Source organism: Streptomyces longwoodensis (assembly GCF_001514125.1).
Taxonomy (GTDB): Bacteria; Actinomycetota; Actinomycetes; order Streptomycetales; family Streptomycetaceae; genus Streptomyces; species Streptomyces longwoodensis.
Window position 1 is genome coordinate 94092 of sequence record NZ_KQ948568.1, and the last position, 19596, is coordinate 113687.

Genomic DNA, 19596 nt, shown 5'->3' on the forward strand with positions numbered 1-19596 from the left:
GCGTGGGGCTCACCCCACCGTCGGCACGGGGGCGGGGGCCGGCGCCGCCCCGCCGGCGAGGCGGTCGATGTCCACCGGGGTGGACGTGGCGGTCGGCGGCGGGGTGAGCACGATGGGCGGCTGACCGGCGCCCGGGGGCGGCGGGGTCAGGTCGGACTTGGGCAGCTTCGGCGGGGTGGTCTGCTGGAAGAGGGTCTGGTCGAAGTCGACCAGACCGGTCTGCTCCATCACCGTGATGTGGTCCAGGACCGTGTCGTTGGCCTGGTCGGCGAGCGCGCGGACCAGGGAGTTCTTGGTGGTGGAGCGGATCTTCGCGACGGTGTTGAAGATCGAGCCGTGCGTCATCCGCAGGATGTTGGCGAAGTCCTTGTCGAACTGCTGGCCCTTGCTGTCGGAGGCCAACTGGTTGACGAAGCCGACCTGCTGGGGGCTGGCGATGTTGGGCAGGGTGATGTTCAGCATCGGCGCGATCTTGCGGCAGGTGGTGTCCAGCGCCGAGTGCCCGTCGATGAGGTGCTGGCTGGCCGTGATGACGCCCTTGCTGCTGCCCTTCTGCACGCCCATCTGCCCCACCGGGTACTCCCACAGCCCGGCCGCCCGCACCTTCACCACGAAGTCCCGGTCGGACTCGGTCAGCGGCCCCCACTGGGTGTTGGCGATGACCCGGTCCGGCGCGCTGGACACGGTGGTGATCCCGAGCATCGACGGATAGGCCAGCGCGACGAGGGTGACGCTCAGGGCTCCCCCCACAAACAGAGTCCCCAGGGTGTTACGCGAAAGTCGCACCGTGCCTCCTGCCCGGCCGGGTTCATCGGACACCCACAGATACGCAGCGGAGGTCGAGTCGTCTCGACCGGATCCGCAGTTTTCTCTCCGCGGCGGCACGAAAGTGCCCGAGGTCTGTCCGAAACTCACCCTGGCATATGCGGTAACCCCCTGTCGACGACGGCCGTTGTGCAGGTCGGACAGGAGGGAGAGCCGATGGTCGGTTCGTCGCACGAGGGCATGCACCGGGTCTTCCAGAAGGACCCGGGGCTGGTGACGCGCACCTGCCAGCAGATCCTGCAAGCGGGGCAGCTGGGCGTACTACTTGTCGTACTTGTACGCCAAGTACGGCTGGGAGCCGGTGCTCATCGTCGTCACACAGAGCAGCGCCACCGCGCGCTGGGCGGCCCGGCCGATCCGCCTCGGCCTGCCCGGCTGGCACTCGCTGACCCTGAGGCCCCTGGTCCTGAGCCCCGACAACGTGCCGGTGATCACGGATGAGAAGGAGGCGGCGCGGGACGTCGCCCTGGCGGTGTTCTCGGCGATGACACATGGCCGTGGAAGGGGGGCCGCCGCCATACTGGAACCCCTGGCGGCCGCTCTGGAGACAGTCGAACCCGAGACCGCGGTGGTGTTCGCGGAGCTCGTCGAAGCGTGTCTGGTGGATGCCCAGGCACAGGAGATCTGGAGGAACCTCATGGCACCCGTGAACTACTTCTTCAAGAACCCGGTCGCCGAGAAGGTGCGGGACGAGGGCCGCGAGGAAGGCCGCGAGGAGGAGCGGGCCGCCATGGTCCTGCGGATCCTCGAGTGGCGGGGGATCGCGGTGTCCGAGGCGGTGCGGGAGCGGGTGACCGGCTGTGCGGACCTCGAACTCCTGGAGACGTGGGCGCAGCGGGCCGTGCACGCGTCCACGGCGGAGGACCTGTTCGTCGGCACCGGGCCGGTTGGGGAGGCGTTGACCTGATCGTGGGGAGTGCGGGGGTGCTCGGGGGTGAGTCGTGGGGGTGGGCGGTCCCAGGTTCGGGGCATGGCCCCCTCGTCCTCCGTGCTGCCGTACCGGAAGCCGACCCCTGGTCGTGACCGCCGTCTTCTTCTGGATGGCCCGAGCACCGGCGTGCCGTGGTGGGGCGGTGGGGCGTTGGGCAGGTGTGCGAAGTCGTCCTTCTCTTTTCGTCCTGTGTCTGCTGCTGGTCGTCGGGGTGCTGTCGTGCGGGGCCGGTGGTGCCGGGCCCCCGCCCCCCGCCACCGGGGCGCTGCCCGCCTTCGGTGCCTATCTCGGGTACGGGGGTGACGGGGCGCGGCGGACCGGGGGGTTCGGTGCCTGGACGGGGGTGGCCGGGCCGCGGGTCGGGCGGGCCTATCTGCCCGGGGACGCGTGGCACGGCATCGAGGGCGCCTCGGGGGACCTGGAGCCGTGGGCGCGGTGGCGGGCGGCCCGCGCGGACCGGCTGTTCGTGCTGAACGTGCCGCTGCTGGAGCGCACCGAGGACCACCTCACCGACGCCACCGTCCGCACCGAACTGCGGGCCGGCGCGCGCGGCGCGTACGACGGGCACTTCCGGGCCCTCGCCCGCCGGCTCGTCGACCTCGGTCTGGGCGACACCGAGCTCGTCCTCGGCTGGGAGATGAACGGCGTGACGTACACCCACCGCTGCGCCCCGGACCCGGCGGCCTGGAGGACGTACTGGCGGCGCATCGTCGACACGATGCGCTCCGTGCCCGGCCAGCGCTTCCGCTTCGAGTTCACGCCCACCCGCGGCCGTGACGCCATCCCCTGGCCGCGCTGCTACCCCGGCGACCCCCACGTCGACGTCATCGGCATGGACGCCTACGACGCCCCCCGCGGCCTGTCGTTCGCGGAACAGCTGCGCGAGCCGTACGGCCTGTGGGACCACGTCCGGTTCGCCCGCGCGCACGGCAAGCCGGTCGCGTACCCGGAGTGGGGCCTGTTCGAGAACGGCGACGACCCGGCGTACGTGCGCGGCATGCTGCTCTGGACGGCCGCCCAGCGGCCCCTCTACCAGACGATCACCGACTACTGCCCGCACGGCGTCTGGCGCTGCCGGGACAACCCCCGCTCGTCCGCCGCCTACCGCGAGCTGCTGCGCACGACCACGGCACCCTGACCGCCCCGCGCACCTCCCACCCCGCCCTCGGCCGATCGGAGGAACCCCGCGGCGCGTACGGGCCGTCGTGCCGCCGTACGCCCCCGTCCGGTCGGACGATCCGACCATGCGACGAGTACTCCGCGCCCCCCTGACCCTGCTGCTCGTGGCGCTCGCCGCCTTCCCCGCGGCGGCCGCCACCCCCGCCGGGCCCACCGCCGGCCGGGCCGCCCGCGACGTCCGCGCCCATGAGGAGGCCCGCGCCCGCGTCGAGGAGTTGCGGGAGGCCGACGCCCCGCCCGGCGAGGTGCGCGACGCCGAACGGCACCGCAGGGACGTCCGCAGCCGCCTGTGGGACCTGCTGTGGGCGGTGGAGCACGCCCTCGGCGACCCGGTCGCCGTCGACCCCGCCGGCCGGGCCGGGCACTGCCCCCTCGGCCCGCGCAGCACCCCCGCCGCCCCGGTCCCGGGCGAGGACCCCTCCTGGACCGTGCCGACCACGGGCTACCGGCTCACCGCCGGGTACGCCGAGCGCGGCCGCCGCTGGAAGCACCGGCACACCGGGCAGGACTTCGCGGTCGGCTCCGGCACCCCCGTGCGCGCGGTCGGCCCCGGCACGGTCCGCGTCACCACCTGCGGCGACGGCTTCGGCAACCAGGTGCTCGTCCGGCACCGCGACGGCTACTTCACCCAGTACGCCCACCTCTCGCGCATCGACGTCCGCAAGGGCCAGAAGGTGCGCGCCGGGCAGCTCCTCGGCCTGTCCGGCGCCACCGGCAACGTCACCGGCCCGCACCTGCACTTCGAGGTGCGCATCACCCCGTACATCGGATCGGCGGTGCCGCCCCTGCCGTGGCTCGCCCGCAAGGGCGTGCACCCCGAGCAGTGATCCCCCCTCAAGATCAGAAATTCGGTCGGAGAACCACAACCATCCCTCCCGGCGGACCGTCCAACTCCCGCCCGGTGCGGGTTGGCGCACCGGGTTCTCCAACCGTTCCCTGGGGGAAGTCATGAGTTCAGTCTCCGCCGGGCGCCTGCTGCGCCGCGGGGTGTGCGCCTCGGCCGCCGGTGCGCTCGTCGTCACCGGGCTGGTCACCGCACTCGGCGGCGGGGTCGCCGTCGCCGACGAGGCGCAGAGCGACCAGCTGTGGATCCAGGCGCCGTACGAGCAGGCGGTCCTCGTCGCCCCTGACGGCGGCACCGCGCCGTACCGTTCACTGGCCCTCGGCCTGTACCACGACAACACCAACTTCACCGTGACCGACGGCCGGCTGACCGTCGACGTCTCCGGCCTGGCCGGGGTCGCCGAGGTCGAGTGGCCCGCCGCCTGCACGCCCGACGCCGCCGGCACGGTCGCCGTGTGCGACACCGGTGACGTGCCCGTCCGCCCCGGCCCCCAGGTGGAGCTGAAGCTGCGCGGCGCGCCCGGCGCCGCCGCGGGCACCCAGGGCACCATCGCGTACGCGGCCACCGCCACCGGCGGCCCCGACGGCACGCTGACCGCCCCGGATGGCGAAGTCCGTGAAGTGCCAGTGCTCGTGACCGATCCGCGGGTCCCACTCCATGGTGCCGGTGGGGGCGTAGCCGACCTGCTTGCCGTGCGCGTCGTAGAAGTACTGGTAGGCGTCCATCAGGTCGGCGCCCGGCTTGCGGAAGCCGTCCACGACGAGCGGGGCGGGGCCCGCGTTCCACACGTTGGCGCTGAACGCCAGGTAGTCCTTGCCGGGTACGTCGCCGTCCTCACCGTCGGTGACCGCGATGTCCCAGGCCGGCAGCGAACGCAGGTCCGGCTTGGGCACGTTCGCGGGGACGCCCGCCCGGCCGGTGGGCCGCCGGCCGTCGGCCCGCAGCGCGGGGGCGACCCGCGAGCCGTCGGTGTGGCCGAGCCCGTCCCCGAGGTGGTGGGCGAGCCCACGGGCCTCCAGGGCATGGGGCAGGGCGCCCGGGGTGGGGGCGTCGGCGCCGCGCGGCCCGAAGAGGTGGCCCGTGTGACCCGCGGCCGTGGAGTGCTGGGCGTGCGGGTCCGACGGGGACGCCGAGCGCTGCCCGGCCGTGCCACCGCCGGAGGTGCTCCCGCCCGTCGTACCGTCATCGGTCTGCCGGACGGTCACCTTGACGGTCGGGTGGTCGTTCGGGATGCCGAACAGGTCGCGGTACTTCTTGGCGACCGACACCGTGGCGGTGTACTCGCCGACGGGCAGGTCGACCGGCTTGTCGTAGTCGACGGTGCTGGAGTTGGCCGCCCAGCCCTTCTCGACGCCCCACACCGAGCCGAGGGTGAACGGGTTGGTGGAGCAGCTCTCCGGGTAGTGCGAGGTGGCCGGGGCGTCCGGACGCAGGCGCCCGGAGGCGTTGTTCGGGCAGAACGTGCCCTTGCTCCGCGTCACCTCCTGCCCGGCCGCGTTCTTCACGGACACCTCCAGGAAGCCCGGCAGCCCGGAGAAGTCCTTGACGAGCCCGGCGGGCAGCGTCCTGGTGGTGGTGTGCGTCCCGTTGCGCAGGATCTGCCGCGCGACCACGGGGTCCTTGTAGGACTTGCGCGTCACGTTCAGTTCCAGGGGCGCGCCGTCCACCGTGACGTACGTGCCGAGGTCGAGGTAGACCCCGGGTTCCCCCTCCCAGCGGTCGAGGGTCACGGCCTTCGACGCGGCGATCAGCTTGAGCTTCGGTGTCCCGGCCGGGCTCGCCGGCGCCGCACCGGCACCGGGGGCGGCCCCGGCGACGGTGACGACGGTGAGCACGGCCGCCGCGGCGAACGCCGCGCGCGTCAGGGCCTTGCGGTCTGGCTGACTGGTCATCGGTTCCTCGTCTGCGAGTGCCATGGTCAGTGGCATCGGACTGGACAGCCCACACCCCCGGCCGACCGAACGACGCACCCCAGGCGCCCCGACCGCGACTGTGAACATCCTGTGAGAGGGGCAAAGGGTGGGCGGGGGTTGCCTGTTGGGGCGGATGTCCACCGGAGGAGGGGACGCCGACTATGGTGATCCCGTGTGGGGAGTGTGTGCGAGGTCACACACAGGTGGTACGGCGGGCGGGCGGGGGGCCGTCGTCGCCCGTCGTCGGGCTGCTTGGGGGGCTTGTGTACGAGATGGTCAAGGGCGCCAACGTGGGACTGGCGACCCTCAGCGACAACGTCGACGCGGTGATCGTGAGCCTCGGGTGGGCGAGCCCCACCGGTGACGGCGACGCGGACGTGTCCGTGCTGCTGCTCGACGGGAGCGGCAAGGTCCGCAGCGACGCGGACTTCTACTTCTACAACCACCCGGTCGCGGCCGACGGCAGCGTGCACCTGCTGGGCAAACAGCCCGCAGGGGAGGGCAGCGAGGACCGCATCGGCTTCGACCTGACCGCCGTCCCGGCCGGGATCGAACGGGTGGTCATCGCCGCGAGCCGCTACGAGGGCGCCCGCTTCGACGAACTCGAGGACCTGCGCGTCACGTTGGCCGACGGGTCCGGTGAGGAGCTGCTGCGCTTCCCGATCGACGACGCCGGGTCGGTGAGCGCGTTCATCTTCGGCGAGCTGTACCGGCGCGGCGAGGAGTGGAAGTTCCGCGCGGTCGGCCAGGGCTACGACACCGGCCTGGCGGGGCTGGCGATGGACTTCGGGGTGGACATCGACGACGCCGCCGACGCTGCCGACGCTGCCGATGCCGCTGACGGCGTGGACGGTGTGGAGGCCGATGACGCCGGTGGTGAGGGGGCTGTGGGAGCCGGCGTCGAGAGCGCCGTCGAGGTGGCGTCGCCGTCGCCCGCGCCGCTCGTCCCGCCGGAGGGCGGTGAGCCGTTGCCCGCCGTACCCGCTCCCCGGCGGCCCGAGGCGCAGGGTGAGCCGCGGGACGCCGTACGGGACGAGCCGCGGGGCGAGGCGGGCGGCGAGGCCGGGGGCCAGCCGCGCAGGGCCGCTCGGCCCCGCACCGCCCGGCGCAAGGTGACCCTGCCGAAGACGGCGCGCGCCTCCCTCGCGGAGAACGAGTCCTGGCGGCCCGCCCGGATGTTCCCCGTCTCGGCGCTCAAGAGCGACCGCGACCGCGAGACGCGGGCCACGTCGGTCCTGCTGTCGGTGATGGCGCAGGTTCCGGAGTTCGGCCGGCGGCTCACGGCGGGCTTCGGCGCCCCGGCCGGCCGGATGGAGACGTTCACCGAGGTGTCCCTGCCGCACGGCGACACCCCGCGCCGGCCCGACGGCGTCCTCCGCGTCGAGCGGGCCGGCAAGCTCTGGACGGCGCTCGTCGAGACCAAGACCAACGGCAACGCGCTGCGCACCGAACAGGTGCAGGCGTACATGGACATCGCCGCCCGCCGCGGCTACGAGGCGGTCGTCACGCTCTCCAACGACGTGGCCCTGGAGGGCAGTCCGCTGGTCGAGGTGAAGACCGACGGGCGCCGCAAGCACAAGGTGGCCCTGTGGCACCTGTCCTGGGCCGAGGTCGCGCACCAGGCGCAGATGCTGATCCGCCACGAGGGCGTCGGCAACAGCGCGCACGCCTGGCTGCTCCAGGAACTGCTGCACTACCTCCAGCACGAGAACTCCGGGTGCCACGGCTTCCAGAACATGGGCGCCGCCTGGGTGCCCGTGCGCAAGGGCATCGACGACGAGACCCTGTGCCAGGGCGACCCGCGGGCCCTGGAGGTCGTCGAGAGCTGGGAGCGGCTGATCCGGCAGGTCTGCCTGGGCCTCGGCGGCGAGCTCGGCCAGAAGGTGCTGCCGGTGCGGCGCGCCCGGCGCGGCGCCGACCCCGGGGAGCGCCGGGCCCGGATGGCCGACGAGCTGTGCCGCGACGGCAGGCTGCACGCGGAGGTGCTCATCGAGGACGCCCCGGGCGTCCTGACCGTCGCCGCCGACCTGCGCACCGGCAAGCTGCGCACCTCCATCGAGGTCCCGGCGCCCGAGCAGGGCTACCCGCTCAACTGGGTCAAGCGGCTCGTGCGGCGGCTGGCCGAGGCACCGGCCGACCTGCACGTGGAGACCCTGGTCGAGGGCGACGGCGGCGGGCCGCGCGGCACCCTGGAGCGGCTGCGCCCCGAGCCGGCCGACCTGCTGCCGAAGAACGGCGCCCGGATCACCGGGTTCCGGCTGTCCCTCTTCAAGGGCATGGGCAGCACCCGCGGCAACGCGGAGACCGGCTTCATCCGCAGCGTCGACGACGCCGTGCACCGCTTCCACGACGGCGTGGTGGTCCACCTGGACCGGCCCGCCGCACGCCGGTCCACGACCGCGGCGCCGGCGGGCGCGGCGGGCTGAGCGGACGCGCCCCCTGGTCCCGACCGGGACCGCAACCCGGCCCGGGTCAGGGGGTGTCGTCGTCGGGCGGGTCCGCCTCGGTGGGGGGCTCGTCCTGGGGTGGGGCGAGGTGGAGTCTCCGGGTGGTGATGTCGTGGGCCAGTTGGGTGAGGGTGCGGCCCTCGGCGAAGGCGCGGGCGCGCAGGCGGTCCAGGGCCTGGTGGGCGTCGGCGTCGAACTGGGTCATCACCATGCCGACCGCCTGGTGAATTTCCGGGTGGTCCAGGGCCGGGGGGCGCCTGCGGGCGTGCAGGTCGAGCAGGGTGGTGGTGAGGACGTCACGGACGCGGAGGGCGGTGCGCAGGGCGGCGGCGTCCAGGGGGCCCGGCGTGTCGCGGAACAGGTCGACCGTGCCGATGGCCTGGTCGCCGACGCCCAGCGGGAGCGAGAAGACCGCGCGGACGCCGAGCCCGACCGCCTGGTGCGCGAAGACCGGCCAGCGGCGGACGTCGGGGCCGTCCGTGAGGTCGGCGGCCAGGACCGGCGCCGCCCGTTCCAGCGCCGTCCGGCCGGGGCCGTCGCCCAGCGTGAACTGGGTCTCGGCCAGCCGGGCCGCCGTGGGGCCACTCGCGCACCACGTGGACTGCACGTCCGGGCCGCCCGACAGCGTCACCGACGCGCCGCTCACCGGGAGCAGCCGGACGCAGGCCCGGCACAGGGCCTCCGGGATGGCGTCGTCCGCCAGCCCCTCCGCGGCCCCCGCCAGTGCGGCGGCGATGCGGCGCCGCTCCTCCGCCCCGGTGGGCGCGCCGCCGCCGTCCTCCGGTGGCTCCCCGTCCGCCGGCCGCATCTCCCTCACTCCCGTCAGCCCGGGCACGTCCCGTCCTCCGGTGGACGGAACCGGTGCGTGGAGCCCGGTTCCCCGCCCGCGCCGATGAAACCCGCCGTGGTCGCCCTGGTTCATCCACAGGGTGTGGACAACTGTTCGGCCCGGGTCACCAGCCCGTCAGCAGGACGTGGTTGAGCAGCAGGGCCAGGACCGCCTGCGCGGCGAGCCAGGCCCGGGGGCGGGTGAGGAAGGCGCAGCAGGGCAGCAGCCACAGGGCGAACGGGATCCAGATGCGCTCCGTCTCGGCCTTGCTCATGCCGGACAGGTCCGCGACCAGCAGGGCGGCCAGGGCGGCCGCGACCAGCAGGGCCAGCCGGCGGTCGGCGCCCGTCGCCGGGTGCCGCAGGGCCGTACCGCCGCGGCTCAGGGCCGCCGCCGTCGCCGGGCCGGTGATCAGCGCCGTGCAGGCCAGGTTCGCCCACACCCAGTAGCCGTACGGGCGGACGCCGCCCGCGCCCTCGTAGTAGCGGGTGACCAGCAGGCGGTACGCCTCCCACCAGTCGAAACCGGCCACCGTGAACGCCGCGGGCACCACCGCCAGGCCCGCCAGGAACAGCACCGCCCGCGGCACCGGGCGCTCCCGCGCGCCCCGCCGGCCCAGCACCACCACGGCCGCGCCGATCAGCGCGAACAGGGTGAGGCCGTACGAGAGGTAGCAGGTCAGGCCGAACAGCAGGCCGGAGAGGGCGGCGTACGCCAGCGACCGGCGCGTCGGGCCTCCGGTCACCGCCAGGGCCAGACAGGCCACCGCCCACGCGGCCACCGCCGCGAAGTACGCGTCCGCCGACACCCCCTGCCACACCGCGGCGGGCGCCAGCACCAGGAACGGCGCCGCCCTCCGGGCCAGGGACTCGCCGGCCAGGGCCCGCACCGCCACCAGCACCGCCACGCCCGCCGTCGCGCCGGTCACCACGCACCACCCGGCCGCCCAGCCGCCGCCCCCGAGTCCGGCCCGGTCGAGGAACACGAACGTGAGCGTCGAGGCGGGCGGGTGACCGGCGACGTGGGCCGGCCAGTTGTCGGGCGAGTGCAGCAGGATGTGCCGGGTGAAGTCGGCCAGCGCGGCCGGGATGTCGTCGAAGCGGCCGACGGAACGCAGGTACTCGTTCCGGGTGGTGAGCCGGCCCGCCACGCCGCGCTCCCAGCCGTCGACCAGGGCCAGCGACAGGATCCAGGCCGTCGCCGTCGCCCAGACCGCGGCGAGCAGGGCGGGCCAGCGCAGCCGTGCGGCCAGGACGGGGCCGTAGGCCACCACCGCGGCCGCGAGGGCGACGGCCGCCGGGGTGCCGGGGCCGACGTGCGGGTCCCATGTCGCCAGCAGCGGCGGCCAGTTCACCCGCAGCCGGTCCTGGATCGGCCGGCCCACCAGCACGGCGGCGACCACCAGCAGCACGGCCGCGGCGACGGCGTACGCGTCCCGGCGCGGGGCGCGCTGCTCGGGGCGCGGGTCGGGGCGCGGGTCGGCGGCGGTCGCCGTGCGCCCGGCGCTCACCGTGCCCTCCGTCCGCCGGCCGGCGCCGCCCCGCTGCGCAGGGCCGCGAACCGGCGGTCGTCCGCCGTCCACGCACCGGCCGGGGTCCAGCCACGGGCGTACCGCAGCAGGGCGGCGGTCCCCAACCGCGCCCAGGGGAAAGGCGATTCGGTCGGGCCCACATCGCTCACGCCGACGACCTGCACCTGCGTGCGCTCGTCCACGTCCACCGGCGCGGTCTCGGCGATCAGCAGGCCGCCGGGGCGCAGCAGCCGGGCCACCCGGTCCAGGAGGGCGCGCGGGTCGCCCCCTATGCCGAGGTTGCCGTCCATCAGCAGCACCGTGTCCCAACGGCCCTCCGCGGGCAGCGGGTCGAACACGGAACGGCGCAGCGCCTGCCCGCCGAGCCGCACGGTGCGGGCCACGGCGGCGGCACTGACGTCGATGCCGAGGACGGTACGGCCGCGCGCCGCCAGCTCCGCGACCAGCCGCCCGGGGCCGCAGCCCACGTCCAGCACCGCGCCCTCGCAGCGGTCCAGCACCGCCCGGTCGACCGCGTCCGCCCGCGCGCACCAGCGTTCGACGTCCAGCGGCAGCAGCCAGCCGTCGGCCCGGCGCAGGAACAGCGGCCCGCGCCCGGTGCGCAGGGCGGTGGCGTACGGGTCGGAGGCGGACCACGCCCCCGGGGCCTCCGGGGCCTCCGGGGCCTCCCGGACCCCCGGGACCCCCAGGACCCCCAGGACCCCGGGGACCGCCTCTCCGGTCGGCGGGTGGTGGGCCGCCGCGACCTCCGTCGCCGTACCGCCGCCGCCCCTCATGCCGCTCCCTCCGTCGTCGTACAGCCGTCGCCGGTCACGCCGCTCCCTCCGTCGTCGTACAGCCGTCGCCCCTCACGCCGCCCTTCCGTCGTCGTACAGCCGCCGGTCACGACCGCACCCCCGGCCCGCACGCGGCGAGTCGCCGGGCGAAGCGGCCCGTCGGGGCCAGGGCGGCGACCTCCGCCGCGTCGGCCGCCGTGTCCACGTCCCGCAGGCACGGCAGGTCCCGCACCCGCAGCCCCGCCGCCCGCAGCCGCTCGCGCTGGACGGCGCCGGTGGCCGGCGTGGACATCGGCACGCCCCGCAGCAGCGCCTCCGCCGCGCCGGGGTCGGCGAGCCCGAGCGCCCAGAAACCGCCGTCGGCGGCGGGCCCGAACCAGGCGTCGCAGCCGGTGAAGTCCACGCCCAGCAGCTCGGGGGTGACCTGCGGGGTGTCCATGCCGATCAGCAGGGCCGGACCGGGCCGGTGCGCGAAGGCGGCGGCGATACGGGCGTCGAGCCCCCCGCCGCACTGCGGTACGACGTCGATGCCGGGCGGCAGCCACGGGCCGGGGGCGCCGTCGAGCACGAGGACGCGGTGGGCGGCGGGCGTGGCGGCCACGGTGTGCAGGGTGTCGGCGAGGGCGGCCTCGGCGAGGGCGGCGGCCTCGTGCGGCGAGTACGGCGGGGTGAGCCGGGTCTTGACCCGGCCCGGGCGCGGCTCCTTGGCGATGACCAGGAGGGTGGCGAGCGGGGTGGTGGGGGGAGTGGCGGGGGCGGCGGCGAGGACGGCGGGGCGGGCGTCCCGCGCGGTCGTCATGAGCGGTCCGCCGGGTGGGCCGGGGCCGGGGCCGGCTCGGTGAGGAGCCGGGGCGTCTCCCGGAGCACGCCGCTCATGTCCCGTACCGCCTGCCAGGTGCCCCGCCAGGTGCCGGTCACCTTGGAGGTGCCGGTGCGCGGGCGGTACGGCACGTCGTGCTCGGTGATCCGCCAGCCCGCGTCGGCGGCGCGGACCACCATCTGCAGGGGATAGCCGCTGCGGCGGTCGGTCAGGCCGAGGGCGAGCAGCGGCTCGCGGCGCGCGGCCCGCAGCGGGCCGAGGTCGTGCAGGCGCAGGCCGGTGCGGCGGCGCAGCAGGCGGGTGAGGGCGAGGTTGCCGGCCCGGGCGTGGGGCGGCCAGGCGCCCCGGGACTGCGGCCGGCGCCGGCCGAGCACCAGGTCGGCCGTGCCGGAGCGCACCTCGTCGACGAAGGGCACGAGCAGGGCGGGGTCGAGGGAGGCGTCGCAGTCGCAGAAGCAGACCACGTCGGCGGTCGCGGCGGTCAGCCCGGCGTGACAGGCGGCGCCGAAGCCGCGCCGGGCCTCGTGCACGACCGTCGCGCCGAGGGCACGGGCGAGGTCGGCCGAGCCGTCGGTGGAGCCGTTGTCCACGACGAGCGCGCGCCAGCCTGCCGGGACGCGGTCGAGGACCCAGGGGAGGGCCTCGGCCTCGTTCAGGCAGGGGAGCACGACGTCGACGCCTTGCGGCGGGGGTGAGGTCGTCGTCACGCTCTCACCCTACGAACACGAAACGGGCATTCCGGACGTCCGCTCCTTACGGAACGCGGACGTCGGCGCCGGACCCGCGCCGCCCGCCGGACCGGGTGCGAGGCTGGTGGCATGCAGCAGTCCCACGAGCGGCAGGAGCCGGCCGGCCCCGCTCCCGCCCCCACCCCGGCCGGTGCCGCCTCCCCCGGTCCCACCCCGGCCGGTGCCGCCTCCCCCGGTCCCACCCCGGCCGGTGCCGCCTCCCCCGGTCCCGCCGGCGCCGGTCCCGCCTCCCCCGCTCCCGCCGGCGCAGCCTCCACCGCGCCCGCCCCCGCCCCCGCGCGTCCCGCCCGCATCCTGGTCGTCGACGACGACCCCACCGTCGCCGAGGTGGTCACCGGGTACCTGGACCGCGCCGGCTACGTCGTCGACCGGGCCGGTGACGGCCCCGCCGCGCTCGCGCGGGCCGCCGGGCACCGGCCCGACCTGGTGGTGCTCGACCTGATGCTGCCCGGCATGGACGGCCTGGAGGTGTGCCGGCGGATGCGCGCGGACAGCGGCCCGGTGCCGGTCGTCATGCTCACCGCCCGCGGTGACGAGGAGGACCGCATCCTGGGCCTGGAGGTCGGCGCCGACGACTACGTCACCAAGCCGTTCAGCCCTCGCGAACTCGTCCTGCGTGTCGAGTCGGTGCTGCGCCGCACCCGCCCCCGCGCGGAGACCGGCCCGCTCGGCGCGGCCGGCCTCACGGTCGACCCGGAGGCCCGCCGCGCCACCAAGAACGGCGCGGAACTGGCGCTCACGCTGCGCGAGTTCGACCTGCTGGCGTTCTTCCTGCGGCACCCGGGGCGGGCGTACGGGCGGGAGGACCTGATGCGTGAGGTGTGGGGCTGGGACTTCGGCGACCTGTCGACGGTCACCGTGCACGTACGGCGGCTGCGCGGCAAGGTCGAGGACGACCCGGCCCGGCCGCGGCTGATCCAGACGGTGTGGGGCGTCGGCTACCGCTTCGACCCCTCCGCCGCCGGGCCCGCCGAGCAGGAGGCCTGACCGTGCACGACACCCTCCTGATCGCCCTGTACGCCTTCGCCGGCGCGGCCCTGACCGGTCTGGCCGGGGCGGCCGTGCTGCGCGGGACCCGCCGCCGCTCGCTCACCGCCTCGCTCGCCGTCGTCGCGGCGGTCGGGGTGGTCGCGATGCTCGCCGGGACGCTGGCCGTGGCGTGGGCGATGTTCCTGTCCCCGCACGACCTGAAGGTCGTCACCACGGTGGTCGCCATGGCGGCCGCGGTGTCGCTGGCCACCGCGCTGCTGCTGGGCCGCTGGGTGGTGGCCCGTAGCCGTGAACTGACGGTGGCGGCGCGTTCGTTCGGTGACGGCGGCGCCTTCGCCCCGCCCGTGCAGCCCGGCACCGCCGAACTGGACGCGCTCAGCCGGGAACTGGCCGCCACCAGCGCCCGGCTCGCCGAATCCCGCGAGCGCGAGCGGGCGTTGGAGACGTCCCGGCGGGAACTGGTCGCCTGGATCTCGCACGACCTGCGCACCCCGCTGGCCGGGCTGCGCGCCATGTCGGAGGCGCTGGAGGACGGCGTCGCCGCCGACCCCGACCGCTACCTCAAGCAGATCCGCACCGAGGTCGAACGGCTCAACGACATGGTCGGCGACCTCTTCGAGCTGTCCCGCATCCACGCGGGCACCCTCCCGCTGAGCCCGTCCCGGATCTCCCTGTACGACCTGGTCGGCGACGCCCTCGCGGGGGCCGACCCGCTCGCCCGGGAGCACGGCGTCCGGCTGGTGGGCGCCCACGTGGAGCCGGTGCCGGTGGAGGTCGACGGCCGGGAGATGAGCCGGGTCCTGGGGAACCTGCTGGTCAACGCGATCCGCCGGACGCCCGCCGACGGCACGGTCGCGGTGGCCGCCGAACGCTCCCCGGACGGCGTGGTGCTGTCGGTGACCGACGGCTGCGGCGGCATCCCGCCCGAGGACCTGCCGCGGGTCTTCGACACCGGCTGGCGCGGCAGCGACGCCCGCACCCCGCCCGCCGGGGCGGGCCTGGGCCTGGCGATCGTCCGCGGCATCGTCGAGGCCCACCGGGGCCGGGCCGGCGTGCGCAACGTCCCCGGCGGCTGCCGTTTCGAGGTGACCCTGCCGGTGGCGCCGTGAGGGAACGGCCGGCCTCAGGGGGCCTCAGGGGGAGGGCACGCCGGGCTGCGCGTGGCGGAAGAGGACGAGCAGGACCAGCAGCAGCGTGAGCGTCCCGAGGAACCGGACCAGGCGCCGGACCCTGGCCCCCGGGTCCAGCTGCCGCCAGGCGGGGGCGGCGGGGGACTCGTCGGGACACCACACCTCACCGACGGCGTCGTCCACGCCCGCGTCGCCCACGCCCCGGTCGCCCACGCCCGCGCCGTCCACCCCCGCGCCGTCCACCCCCGCGCCGGACGCGCGCTCGCGGGCCGACGGCTCGCGCGGTGCCGAGCGGCGTATGGCCTCCTCGGTGTCGCGGAGGAACTTCCCCCACTCCGCCTCCGGTACGACCGGCTCCCTCGCGGTCACTCCCCTCGTCCTCCTGTCCGCAGCGGTGTCGACGTCCGCCTGTCAGGACGACGGAGGGGAGCAACGCGTTCCCGCACCCGGTCAGCGGGTCACAGGGTCACCGGGTTGCCGCCGAAGGTGACCACCAGGTGGCCGTCGGCGGCGAAGGACCAGCCGAGGGCGCCCGCGTAGGAGGGGCAGCGGGAGCCGTTGGCGCCGGTCCAGAACTGGTTGCTGCCGTCGGCGTCGCCGACGGTCTTGTCGTTGGAGCCGCTGACCGCGAAGCGGCAGGAGGTGTTGGAGCGGAAGACCGACGTGCCGGCGTCCCAGGAGAAGTTGCGCTGGGCGTTGTCGACGCCGATGTTGCTCGTCACGGTCATGGCGCCCGGGTTGCTGTTGTAGGTGAACCCGTGCTTGCCGTTGCGGTAGGCGACGCTGTGCCGGACCACGTGGCCGACCGCGATGCCGTCGCCGCCGAGCTTGTAGCCGTTGCGGTCACCGTTGGCGTTCACGGTGCCGTCGGAGAGCGTGCCGTTGCCGTACGACAGCGAGTACTCGACGGTCACCGGGCCGATCGCGCCGGTGTCGGTCTTGGTGTAGAGGTCCCAGCCGTCGTCGATGTTGTGGTGCGAGACGGCGTAGCGGAAGACGTTCCCGGTGCCGGTGGTGAGCTTGGCCGCGAAGCCGTCGGCGTCCTCGCCGTCGGAGTCGGCGTTGTCGTGCGACTCGGCGCTCAGGACCAGGTTGTCGGACGGCCACTGGCTGCTCGGCGTGGTCGACGCGATCCGGCCCAGCTGCAGCCCGGTGTCGCGGTTGTAGCGGGTCACGGTCCGCTCGATCACGTTGTGGCTGCCGCCGACGTAGATGCCGTTGTCCCCGGCGTGCTCGACGACGAGGCCGTACACCCGCCAGTACGACGCGTTGAGCTGGAGGCCGCGGTTGGACGGACTCTCCGTCTGCGCCGCGAAGTTGAGGATCGGCGTCTCACCCGGGTACGCGGACAGCGTGGTCCGCGCCGACTGGGTGCCGTCGCTGCCCTCCGGGACGGTGATCGTGGACGCGTAGGCGTAGGTGCCGCCGCGCAGGTAGATCGTGCCGCCCGGGGCGATCCGGCTGATCGCCGACGGCAGCGTGGTGGGCGCCGCCTGGGTGCCCGCCGCGCCGTCCGTGCCGCCGGGCGCGACGTACAGCGCCCCGCTCGTCGGCGGGGTGGTGGTGCCGCTGGTCTCCACGTCCAGGTAGTCGAGGTTCGGCAGGCCGCCGGAGGTGGTCGGGTTCAGGCGGACGGTGTTGCTGCCCGCGTTCAGCGGCACCGTGAGCGTCTTGGTGGCCCAGGCCGACCACGCCCCGGTCCCCTCGAACGACGGCGTCTGCACCGTCGTGCCGTTGACGACCAGCGCGGCCGGGCGCGCCGTCGTCGAGCCGTTGGCGAAGCGGACCGAGAGCGTGGCCGTGCCGGAGTTCGCCGCGTTCACCGTGAACTGGGCGTAACCGCTGATGGAGTTGGTGCCGTTGCAGAAGCCGGAGCCGGAGTAGCCCGTCCAGTCCGAGTCGAGGGTGCCGCTGCAGACCGCGGGGGAGCTCTCGGCCTCGTAGCGCGTGGACGCGGCCTGCGCGGAGGGGCCGGACAGCGCGATGAGCGCGCCGGCCAGGAGGCCGACGGACGCGATGACTGGTCTCAGGTGCATCGTTCGTCTCCAGGGGTGGTGAGTACGGCTGGGTGGGGGTGGTGCCGGGTGCCAGGTGCCGTGCCGGGTGCCATGAGCCGAGTGGCATGAGCCGAGTGCCGGGTGCCGGACGAGTGCGGTCGCGGGCTCCGGGCGGTGCGTTCGGGTGCGTGAACGCGCGTCGGAGCGCGCCGCCCGACTGCGCTGGAGCGGGTGCGCCGATACGCTGTGAAAGCGCTTTCTCCGGGACCGTAAAGGTGTCGCTCCAAACGCGTCAAGAGACGTGTACGTGATCGAAGTTCACCAGCATGAACGATCAAGGCGTACGACACCCCACCCCCGAACCTCACGTCCAGGTTACGGAACCCTCAATCCCCGGTGGCCGCGAGATGAGGGGGTGACGATGGGGTCATGACCCCGGCCCAGCGCGCCCTCGCCCAGCTCGAAGCCTGGCCCGACCTCACCGAGGGTCCGGCCGCCTGCGGGACGGGACGGGCGCTGCGCACCCCGCGCGCGGAGATCGTCCACTTCCACACCGACCACGAGGTGGACCTCCACCTCACCGGCGGTGCCATCCGGCGCATCGCCGCCGACCTGCGCGCCTCGACGGCGATCCGTCTGCTGCCCGGCTCCCGCTGGGTGACCGTACGGCTCGACTGCGAGGCCGACCAGCACCTGCTGATGAGCCTGGTCAGCATGGCCCTCAAGGCCCACCAGGGCCCGGGCCCCGCGGGCGCCCCGGCCCAGCCGCTCGACGGGGTACCCGCACAGGCCACCGCCGGACGCCCGGTCCAGGAGCCGACCGTGCGGCCGCCCACCCCGGAGTGCAACCTGCGGCGCGTCATGCTCGTGCCGCGGGACGCGCCGCTGGGCTGAGCCGGTGTCGACGGGGTGAGCCCGGGTCGGGCCGGGTCCGTGGCCCAAGTGCTGCCGGGCGGGAAAACCCGTGGCAGGCACCGGAGTCCGGGCGCTAGCCTCGCCGGCGATGACGACTTTCCCCGTTCCTGGAAGGGGGGTCCCGTCCGCGCAAGGTGAGTGGTGATGGCCACTCCCCCCGCGAACGGGGACACCCGGTACTCCCTCTGGCTGCGCGTGCGCGAGTTCGCCGTGCCGCCCTCCGTGATCGAGGCCGCGACCGCCCGGCGCCGTGCCGGTGACTGGGCGGGCGCCTGCGCCGCGGCCGGCGTCGACGTCGACGTCCGGCCCCGTGCCGTCGCCCGCACCCACGGCCACGACCTCGCCGCCCGGCTGCGCGACGACCTGCGGCACCTCGCGCCCGACCTGCTGCGCTGGCACCTGCCGCGGATCGCCCCCCACGGGCTGCTGCGCCCCGGCCTCACCCTCACCCTGGCCCGCTACGCCACCGGCCCCGGCGACCCGTCCCCGGTGCACCTCGTCGCCCGCACCGCACCGGCGTGGGCGGACGGGGGGCAACGGATCAGCCTGGCGCTGTGGGACGGGCAGCAGGGCCGGCGGCCGGCCGCCACGCCCTCGCACCCGTCCCCCTCCCACGGGCACCCCCATCCCCGGCCCAGCCGGTGGTTCCGGCTGGACCTGCACCGGCACCTGTGGGACGCGCGCCGGGCCGGTGAACTGGCCGGCCGGGCAGGCGCGGTCGATGCCCCAGGCGGCGATCTCGCCGCGCCGCCAGCGGAGTTGGATGGTCTTCTGCCCCACGACCAGTGGTGTGCCGTCGAACGGTGGGCCGAGGAAGCGGCGTTGGTGCTCCGCGGCGAGGGGCGGCACGGCGGCGGAACCGTCGCCGTACGGCTCGGCGGGCGGCGACGGCTGGTGCTCGACGTGGGACCGGACGGCGCGGGCGGTGCGCCCGTGCTGCGGGGCGTGACCCCGGCCACCGCCGGCCGCGCCCGTGTGCTCCCCGCCCTGCCCCACGCGGCCACGTGGGTCCTGCCCGACCTGCACCTGCTGCGCGCCGGGCTCCTGGACGCGGGTGCGTTGCATCCGCTGGTCGCGGCGGCACTCGTACCGGAACGGGTCAAGGGCGCCGGGGACCGCTCGTCGCGTCCGACGGCCCGCGGGCCGAGGCTCGTGGAGTGCCGGGGGGACCTGCACCGCATCGGGCTCGCCGACGGCGTGCTGGTGCCGTGGGACCACTCGCCCGAGGAGATCCGGCGCGAGGAACTGCTGGCCGCGCTGACCGGCACCCCGCTGCCCTGCCTGCGGGTCATCGCCGAGGCCCACCGCACGCCCGACGACCTCGGCCCGGTCCGCGAGCGCCTGGACCACGGGGACCTCCCCGGTGCGCTGGCCGTCGTCGAGGACCTGCTGGGGCCCGGCGCGAGCCTGCCCGACGGTGCCCTGCGGGACGAGCTGGAGGCGGCCGCGCAACGACGCGTCGCCCACGGGCTGTTCCGCGCGGGCCTGGCCGAACCCGGCGGCGGGAGCCGCACCGGGTGGCGCACGCACCCCAGGCCCACCGGGACACCGGTCGTCCCCGGGCCCCTGCCCGGCCGGGTCGTGCCGGACCACCGCCGCAGCCGGGAGCACCCGTTCCGCCCCCGGCACGCCAACCGGTGTCCGTGAGCCGGCCCCCACCCCGGCCCGACGTTCCCCTGACGCCCTCCGCCCCGGGTGACTCCGTCCGCCACCCCCTACG

General features: G+C 75.4%; 16 protein-coding genes and 1 pseudogene. 8 read left to right on the top strand and 9 right to left on the bottom strand.

Annotated elements, in window-relative coordinates; all coding sequences use genetic code 11:
- Positions 1 to 9: 9 nt before the first annotated feature.
- A complete protein-coding gene (locus AQJ30_RS35695; RefSeq protein WP_067242183.1) occupies positions 10 to 750 on the bottom strand; it encodes a DUF4142 domain-containing protein in 741 nt (246 codons plus the stop codon).
- Between the two features lie 231 nt (positions 751 to 981).
- On the opposite strand from AQJ30_RS35695, the pseudogene AQJ30_RS35700 reads away from it, so the two are divergent.
- From AQJ30_RS35700 to AQJ30_RS39905, 3 genes and pseudogenes are all read left to right on the top strand, one after another.
- Positions 982 to 1732: pseudogene (locus tag AQJ30_RS35700) on the top strand (hypothetical protein).
- Between the two features lie 367 nt (positions 1733 to 2099).
- The gene (locus AQJ30_RS35705; RefSeq protein ID WP_342671655.1) at positions 2100 to 2894 is read left to right on the top strand and encodes a glycoside hydrolase family 26 protein; all 795 of its coding nucleotides are present in this window, start codon (positions 2100 to 2102) and stop codon (positions 2892 to 2894) included.
- Between the two features lie 106 nt (positions 2895 to 3000).
- Positions 3001 to 3762, top strand: a complete 762-nt coding sequence (locus AQJ30_RS39905) for a M23 family metallopeptidase (RefSeq protein WP_067242324.1) — start codon at positions 3001 to 3003, stop codon at positions 3760 to 3762.
- 325 nt (positions 3763 to 4087) lie between these two features.
- Here the strand turns inward: AQJ30_RS39905 and AQJ30_RS35715 are convergent, their stop codons facing one another.
- Positions 4088 to 5671, bottom strand: coding sequence for a protein-lysine 6-oxidase (locus AQJ30_RS35715; RefSeq protein ID WP_245727295.1), 1584 nt, complete (start codon positions 5669 to 5671; stop codon positions 4088 to 4090).
- Between the two features lie 293 nt (positions 5672 to 5964).
- On the opposite strand from AQJ30_RS35715, the gene AQJ30_RS35720 reads away from it, so the two are divergent.
- Positions 5965 to 8118 carry a TerD family protein gene (locus AQJ30_RS35720; RefSeq protein WP_211279169.1) on the top strand — a complete coding sequence of 718 codons (2154 nt, stop codon included), beginning with the start codon at positions 5965 to 5967 and terminating at the stop codon, positions 8116 to 8118.
- Positions 8119 to 8164: 46 nt separating this feature from the next.
- Here the strand turns inward: AQJ30_RS35720 and AQJ30_RS35725 are convergent, their stop codons facing one another.
- The 5 genes from AQJ30_RS35725 to AQJ30_RS35745 all read right to left on the bottom strand — a co-directional run bounded on the left by AQJ30_RS35725 (position 8165) and on the right by AQJ30_RS35745 (position 12802).
- On the bottom strand, positions 8165 to 8974 hold the full coding sequence (locus tag AQJ30_RS35725) for a GAF and ANTAR domain-containing protein (protein ID WP_245727297.1): 810 nt from the start codon (positions 8972 to 8974) through the stop codon (positions 8165 to 8167).
- A 118-nt stretch (positions 8975 to 9092) separates the two neighbouring features.
- On the bottom strand, positions 9093 to 10478 hold the full coding sequence (locus AQJ30_RS35730) for a hypothetical protein (RefSeq protein WP_067242326.1): 1386 nt from the start codon (positions 10476 to 10478) through the stop codon (positions 9093 to 9095).
- Positions 10475 to 11275, bottom strand: coding sequence for a class I SAM-dependent methyltransferase (locus AQJ30_RS35735; RefSeq protein WP_079084539.1), 801 nt, complete (start codon positions 11273 to 11275; stop codon positions 10475 to 10477). The genes AQJ30_RS35730 and AQJ30_RS35735 overlap by 4 nt, the downstream gene beginning before the upstream one ends.
- A gap of 106 nt (positions 11276 to 11381) precedes the next feature.
- Positions 11382 to 12074: a TIGR04282 family arsenosugar biosynthesis glycosyltransferase gene (locus AQJ30_RS35740; RefSeq protein WP_079084540.1), complete on the bottom strand. Its 693-nt coding sequence runs from the start codon at positions 12072 to 12074 to the stop codon at positions 11382 to 11384.
- Positions 12071 to 12802, bottom strand: coding sequence for a glycosyltransferase family 2 protein (locus tag AQJ30_RS35745; protein WP_067242192.1), 732 nt, complete (start codon positions 12800 to 12802; stop codon positions 12071 to 12073). The genes AQJ30_RS35740 and AQJ30_RS35745 overlap by 4 nt, the downstream gene beginning before the upstream one ends.
- Before the next feature lie 111 nt (positions 12803 to 12913).
- On the opposite strand from AQJ30_RS35745, the gene AQJ30_RS35750 reads away from it, so the two are divergent.
- Both AQJ30_RS35750 and AQJ30_RS35755 read left to right on the top strand, forming a co-directional pair.
- On the top strand, positions 12914 to 13831 hold the full coding sequence (locus AQJ30_RS35750) for a response regulator transcription factor (RefSeq protein WP_067242194.1): 918 nt from the start codon (positions 12914 to 12916) through the stop codon (positions 13829 to 13831).
- Positions 13832 to 13833: 2 nt separating this feature from the next.
- Positions 13834 to 14943 (top strand): sensor histidine kinase, encoded by a 1110-nt coding sequence (locus AQJ30_RS35755; RefSeq protein ID WP_067242197.1) that lies wholly within the window; start codon positions 13834 to 13836, stop codon positions 14941 to 14943.
- 24 nt (positions 14944 to 14967) lie between these two features.
- Here the strand turns inward: AQJ30_RS35755 and AQJ30_RS38605 are convergent, their stop codons facing one another.
- Complete coding sequence (locus AQJ30_RS38605; RefSeq protein WP_067242200.1) at positions 14968 to 15333, bottom strand: hypothetical protein; 366 nt, start codon at positions 15331 to 15333, stop codon at positions 14968 to 14970.
- Positions 15334 to 15422: 89 nt separating this feature from the next.
- Complete coding sequence (locus tag AQJ30_RS35765) at positions 15423 to 17000, bottom strand: carbohydrate-binding protein (RefSeq protein WP_067242203.1); 1578 nt, start codon at positions 16998 to 17000, stop codon at positions 15423 to 15425.
- 390 nt (positions 17001 to 17390) lie between these two features.
- Between AQJ30_RS35765 and AQJ30_RS35770 the strand changes: the two genes are divergently transcribed.
- Together AQJ30_RS35770 and AQJ30_RS35775 are read left to right on the top strand one after the other, a co-directional pair.
- Complete coding sequence (locus AQJ30_RS35770) at positions 17391 to 17855, top strand: luciferase domain-containing protein (RefSeq protein WP_067242206.1); 465 nt, start codon at positions 17391 to 17393, stop codon at positions 17853 to 17855.
- A gap of 165 nt (positions 17856 to 18020) precedes the next feature.
- Positions 18021 to 19523, top strand: a complete 1503-nt coding sequence (locus AQJ30_RS35775) for a hypothetical protein (protein ID WP_067242208.1) — start codon at positions 18021 to 18023, stop codon at positions 19521 to 19523.
- Positions 19524 to 19596 lie beyond the last annotated feature (73 nt).

What these genes read in the sequence shown, in the direction of transcription:
- AQJ30_RS39905 (WP_067242324.1), top strand. Translation starts at nt 3,001, where the DNA reads ATGCGACGAGTACTCCGCGCCCCCCTGACCCTGCTGCTCGTGGCGCTC.
- AQJ30_RS35715 (WP_245727295.1), bottom strand. Translation starts at nt 5,671, where the DNA reads ATGACCAGTCAGCCAGACCGCAAGGCCCTGACGCGCGCGGCGTTCGCC.
- AQJ30_RS35720 (WP_211279169.1), top strand. Translation starts at nt 5,965, where the DNA reads ATGGTCAAGGGCGCCAACGTGGGACTGGCGACCCTCAGCGACAACGTC.
- AQJ30_RS35735 (WP_079084539.1), bottom strand. Translation starts at nt 11,275, where the DNA reads ATGAGGGGCGGCGGCGGTACGGCGACGGAGGTCGCGGCGGCCCACCAC.
- AQJ30_RS35740 (WP_079084540.1), bottom strand. Translation starts at nt 12,074, where the DNA reads ATGACGACCGCGCGGGACGCCCGCCCCGCCGTCCTCGCCGCCGCCCCC.
- AQJ30_RS35750 (WP_067242194.1), top strand. Translation starts at nt 12,914, where the DNA reads ATGCAGCAGTCCCACGAGCGGCAGGAGCCGGCCGGCCCCGCTCCCGCC.
- AQJ30_RS35765 (WP_067242203.1), bottom strand. Translation starts at nt 17,000, where the DNA reads ATGCACCTGAGACCAGTCATCGCGTCCGTCGGCCTCCTGGCCGGCGCG.
- AQJ30_RS35770 (WP_067242206.1), top strand. Translation starts at nt 17,391, where the DNA reads ATGACCCCGGCCCAGCGCGCCCTCGCCCAGCTCGAAGCCTGGCCCGAC.
- AQJ30_RS35775 (WP_067242208.1), top strand. Translation starts at nt 18,021, where the DNA reads ATGGCCACTCCCCCCGCGAACGGGGACACCCGGTACTCCCTCTGGCTG.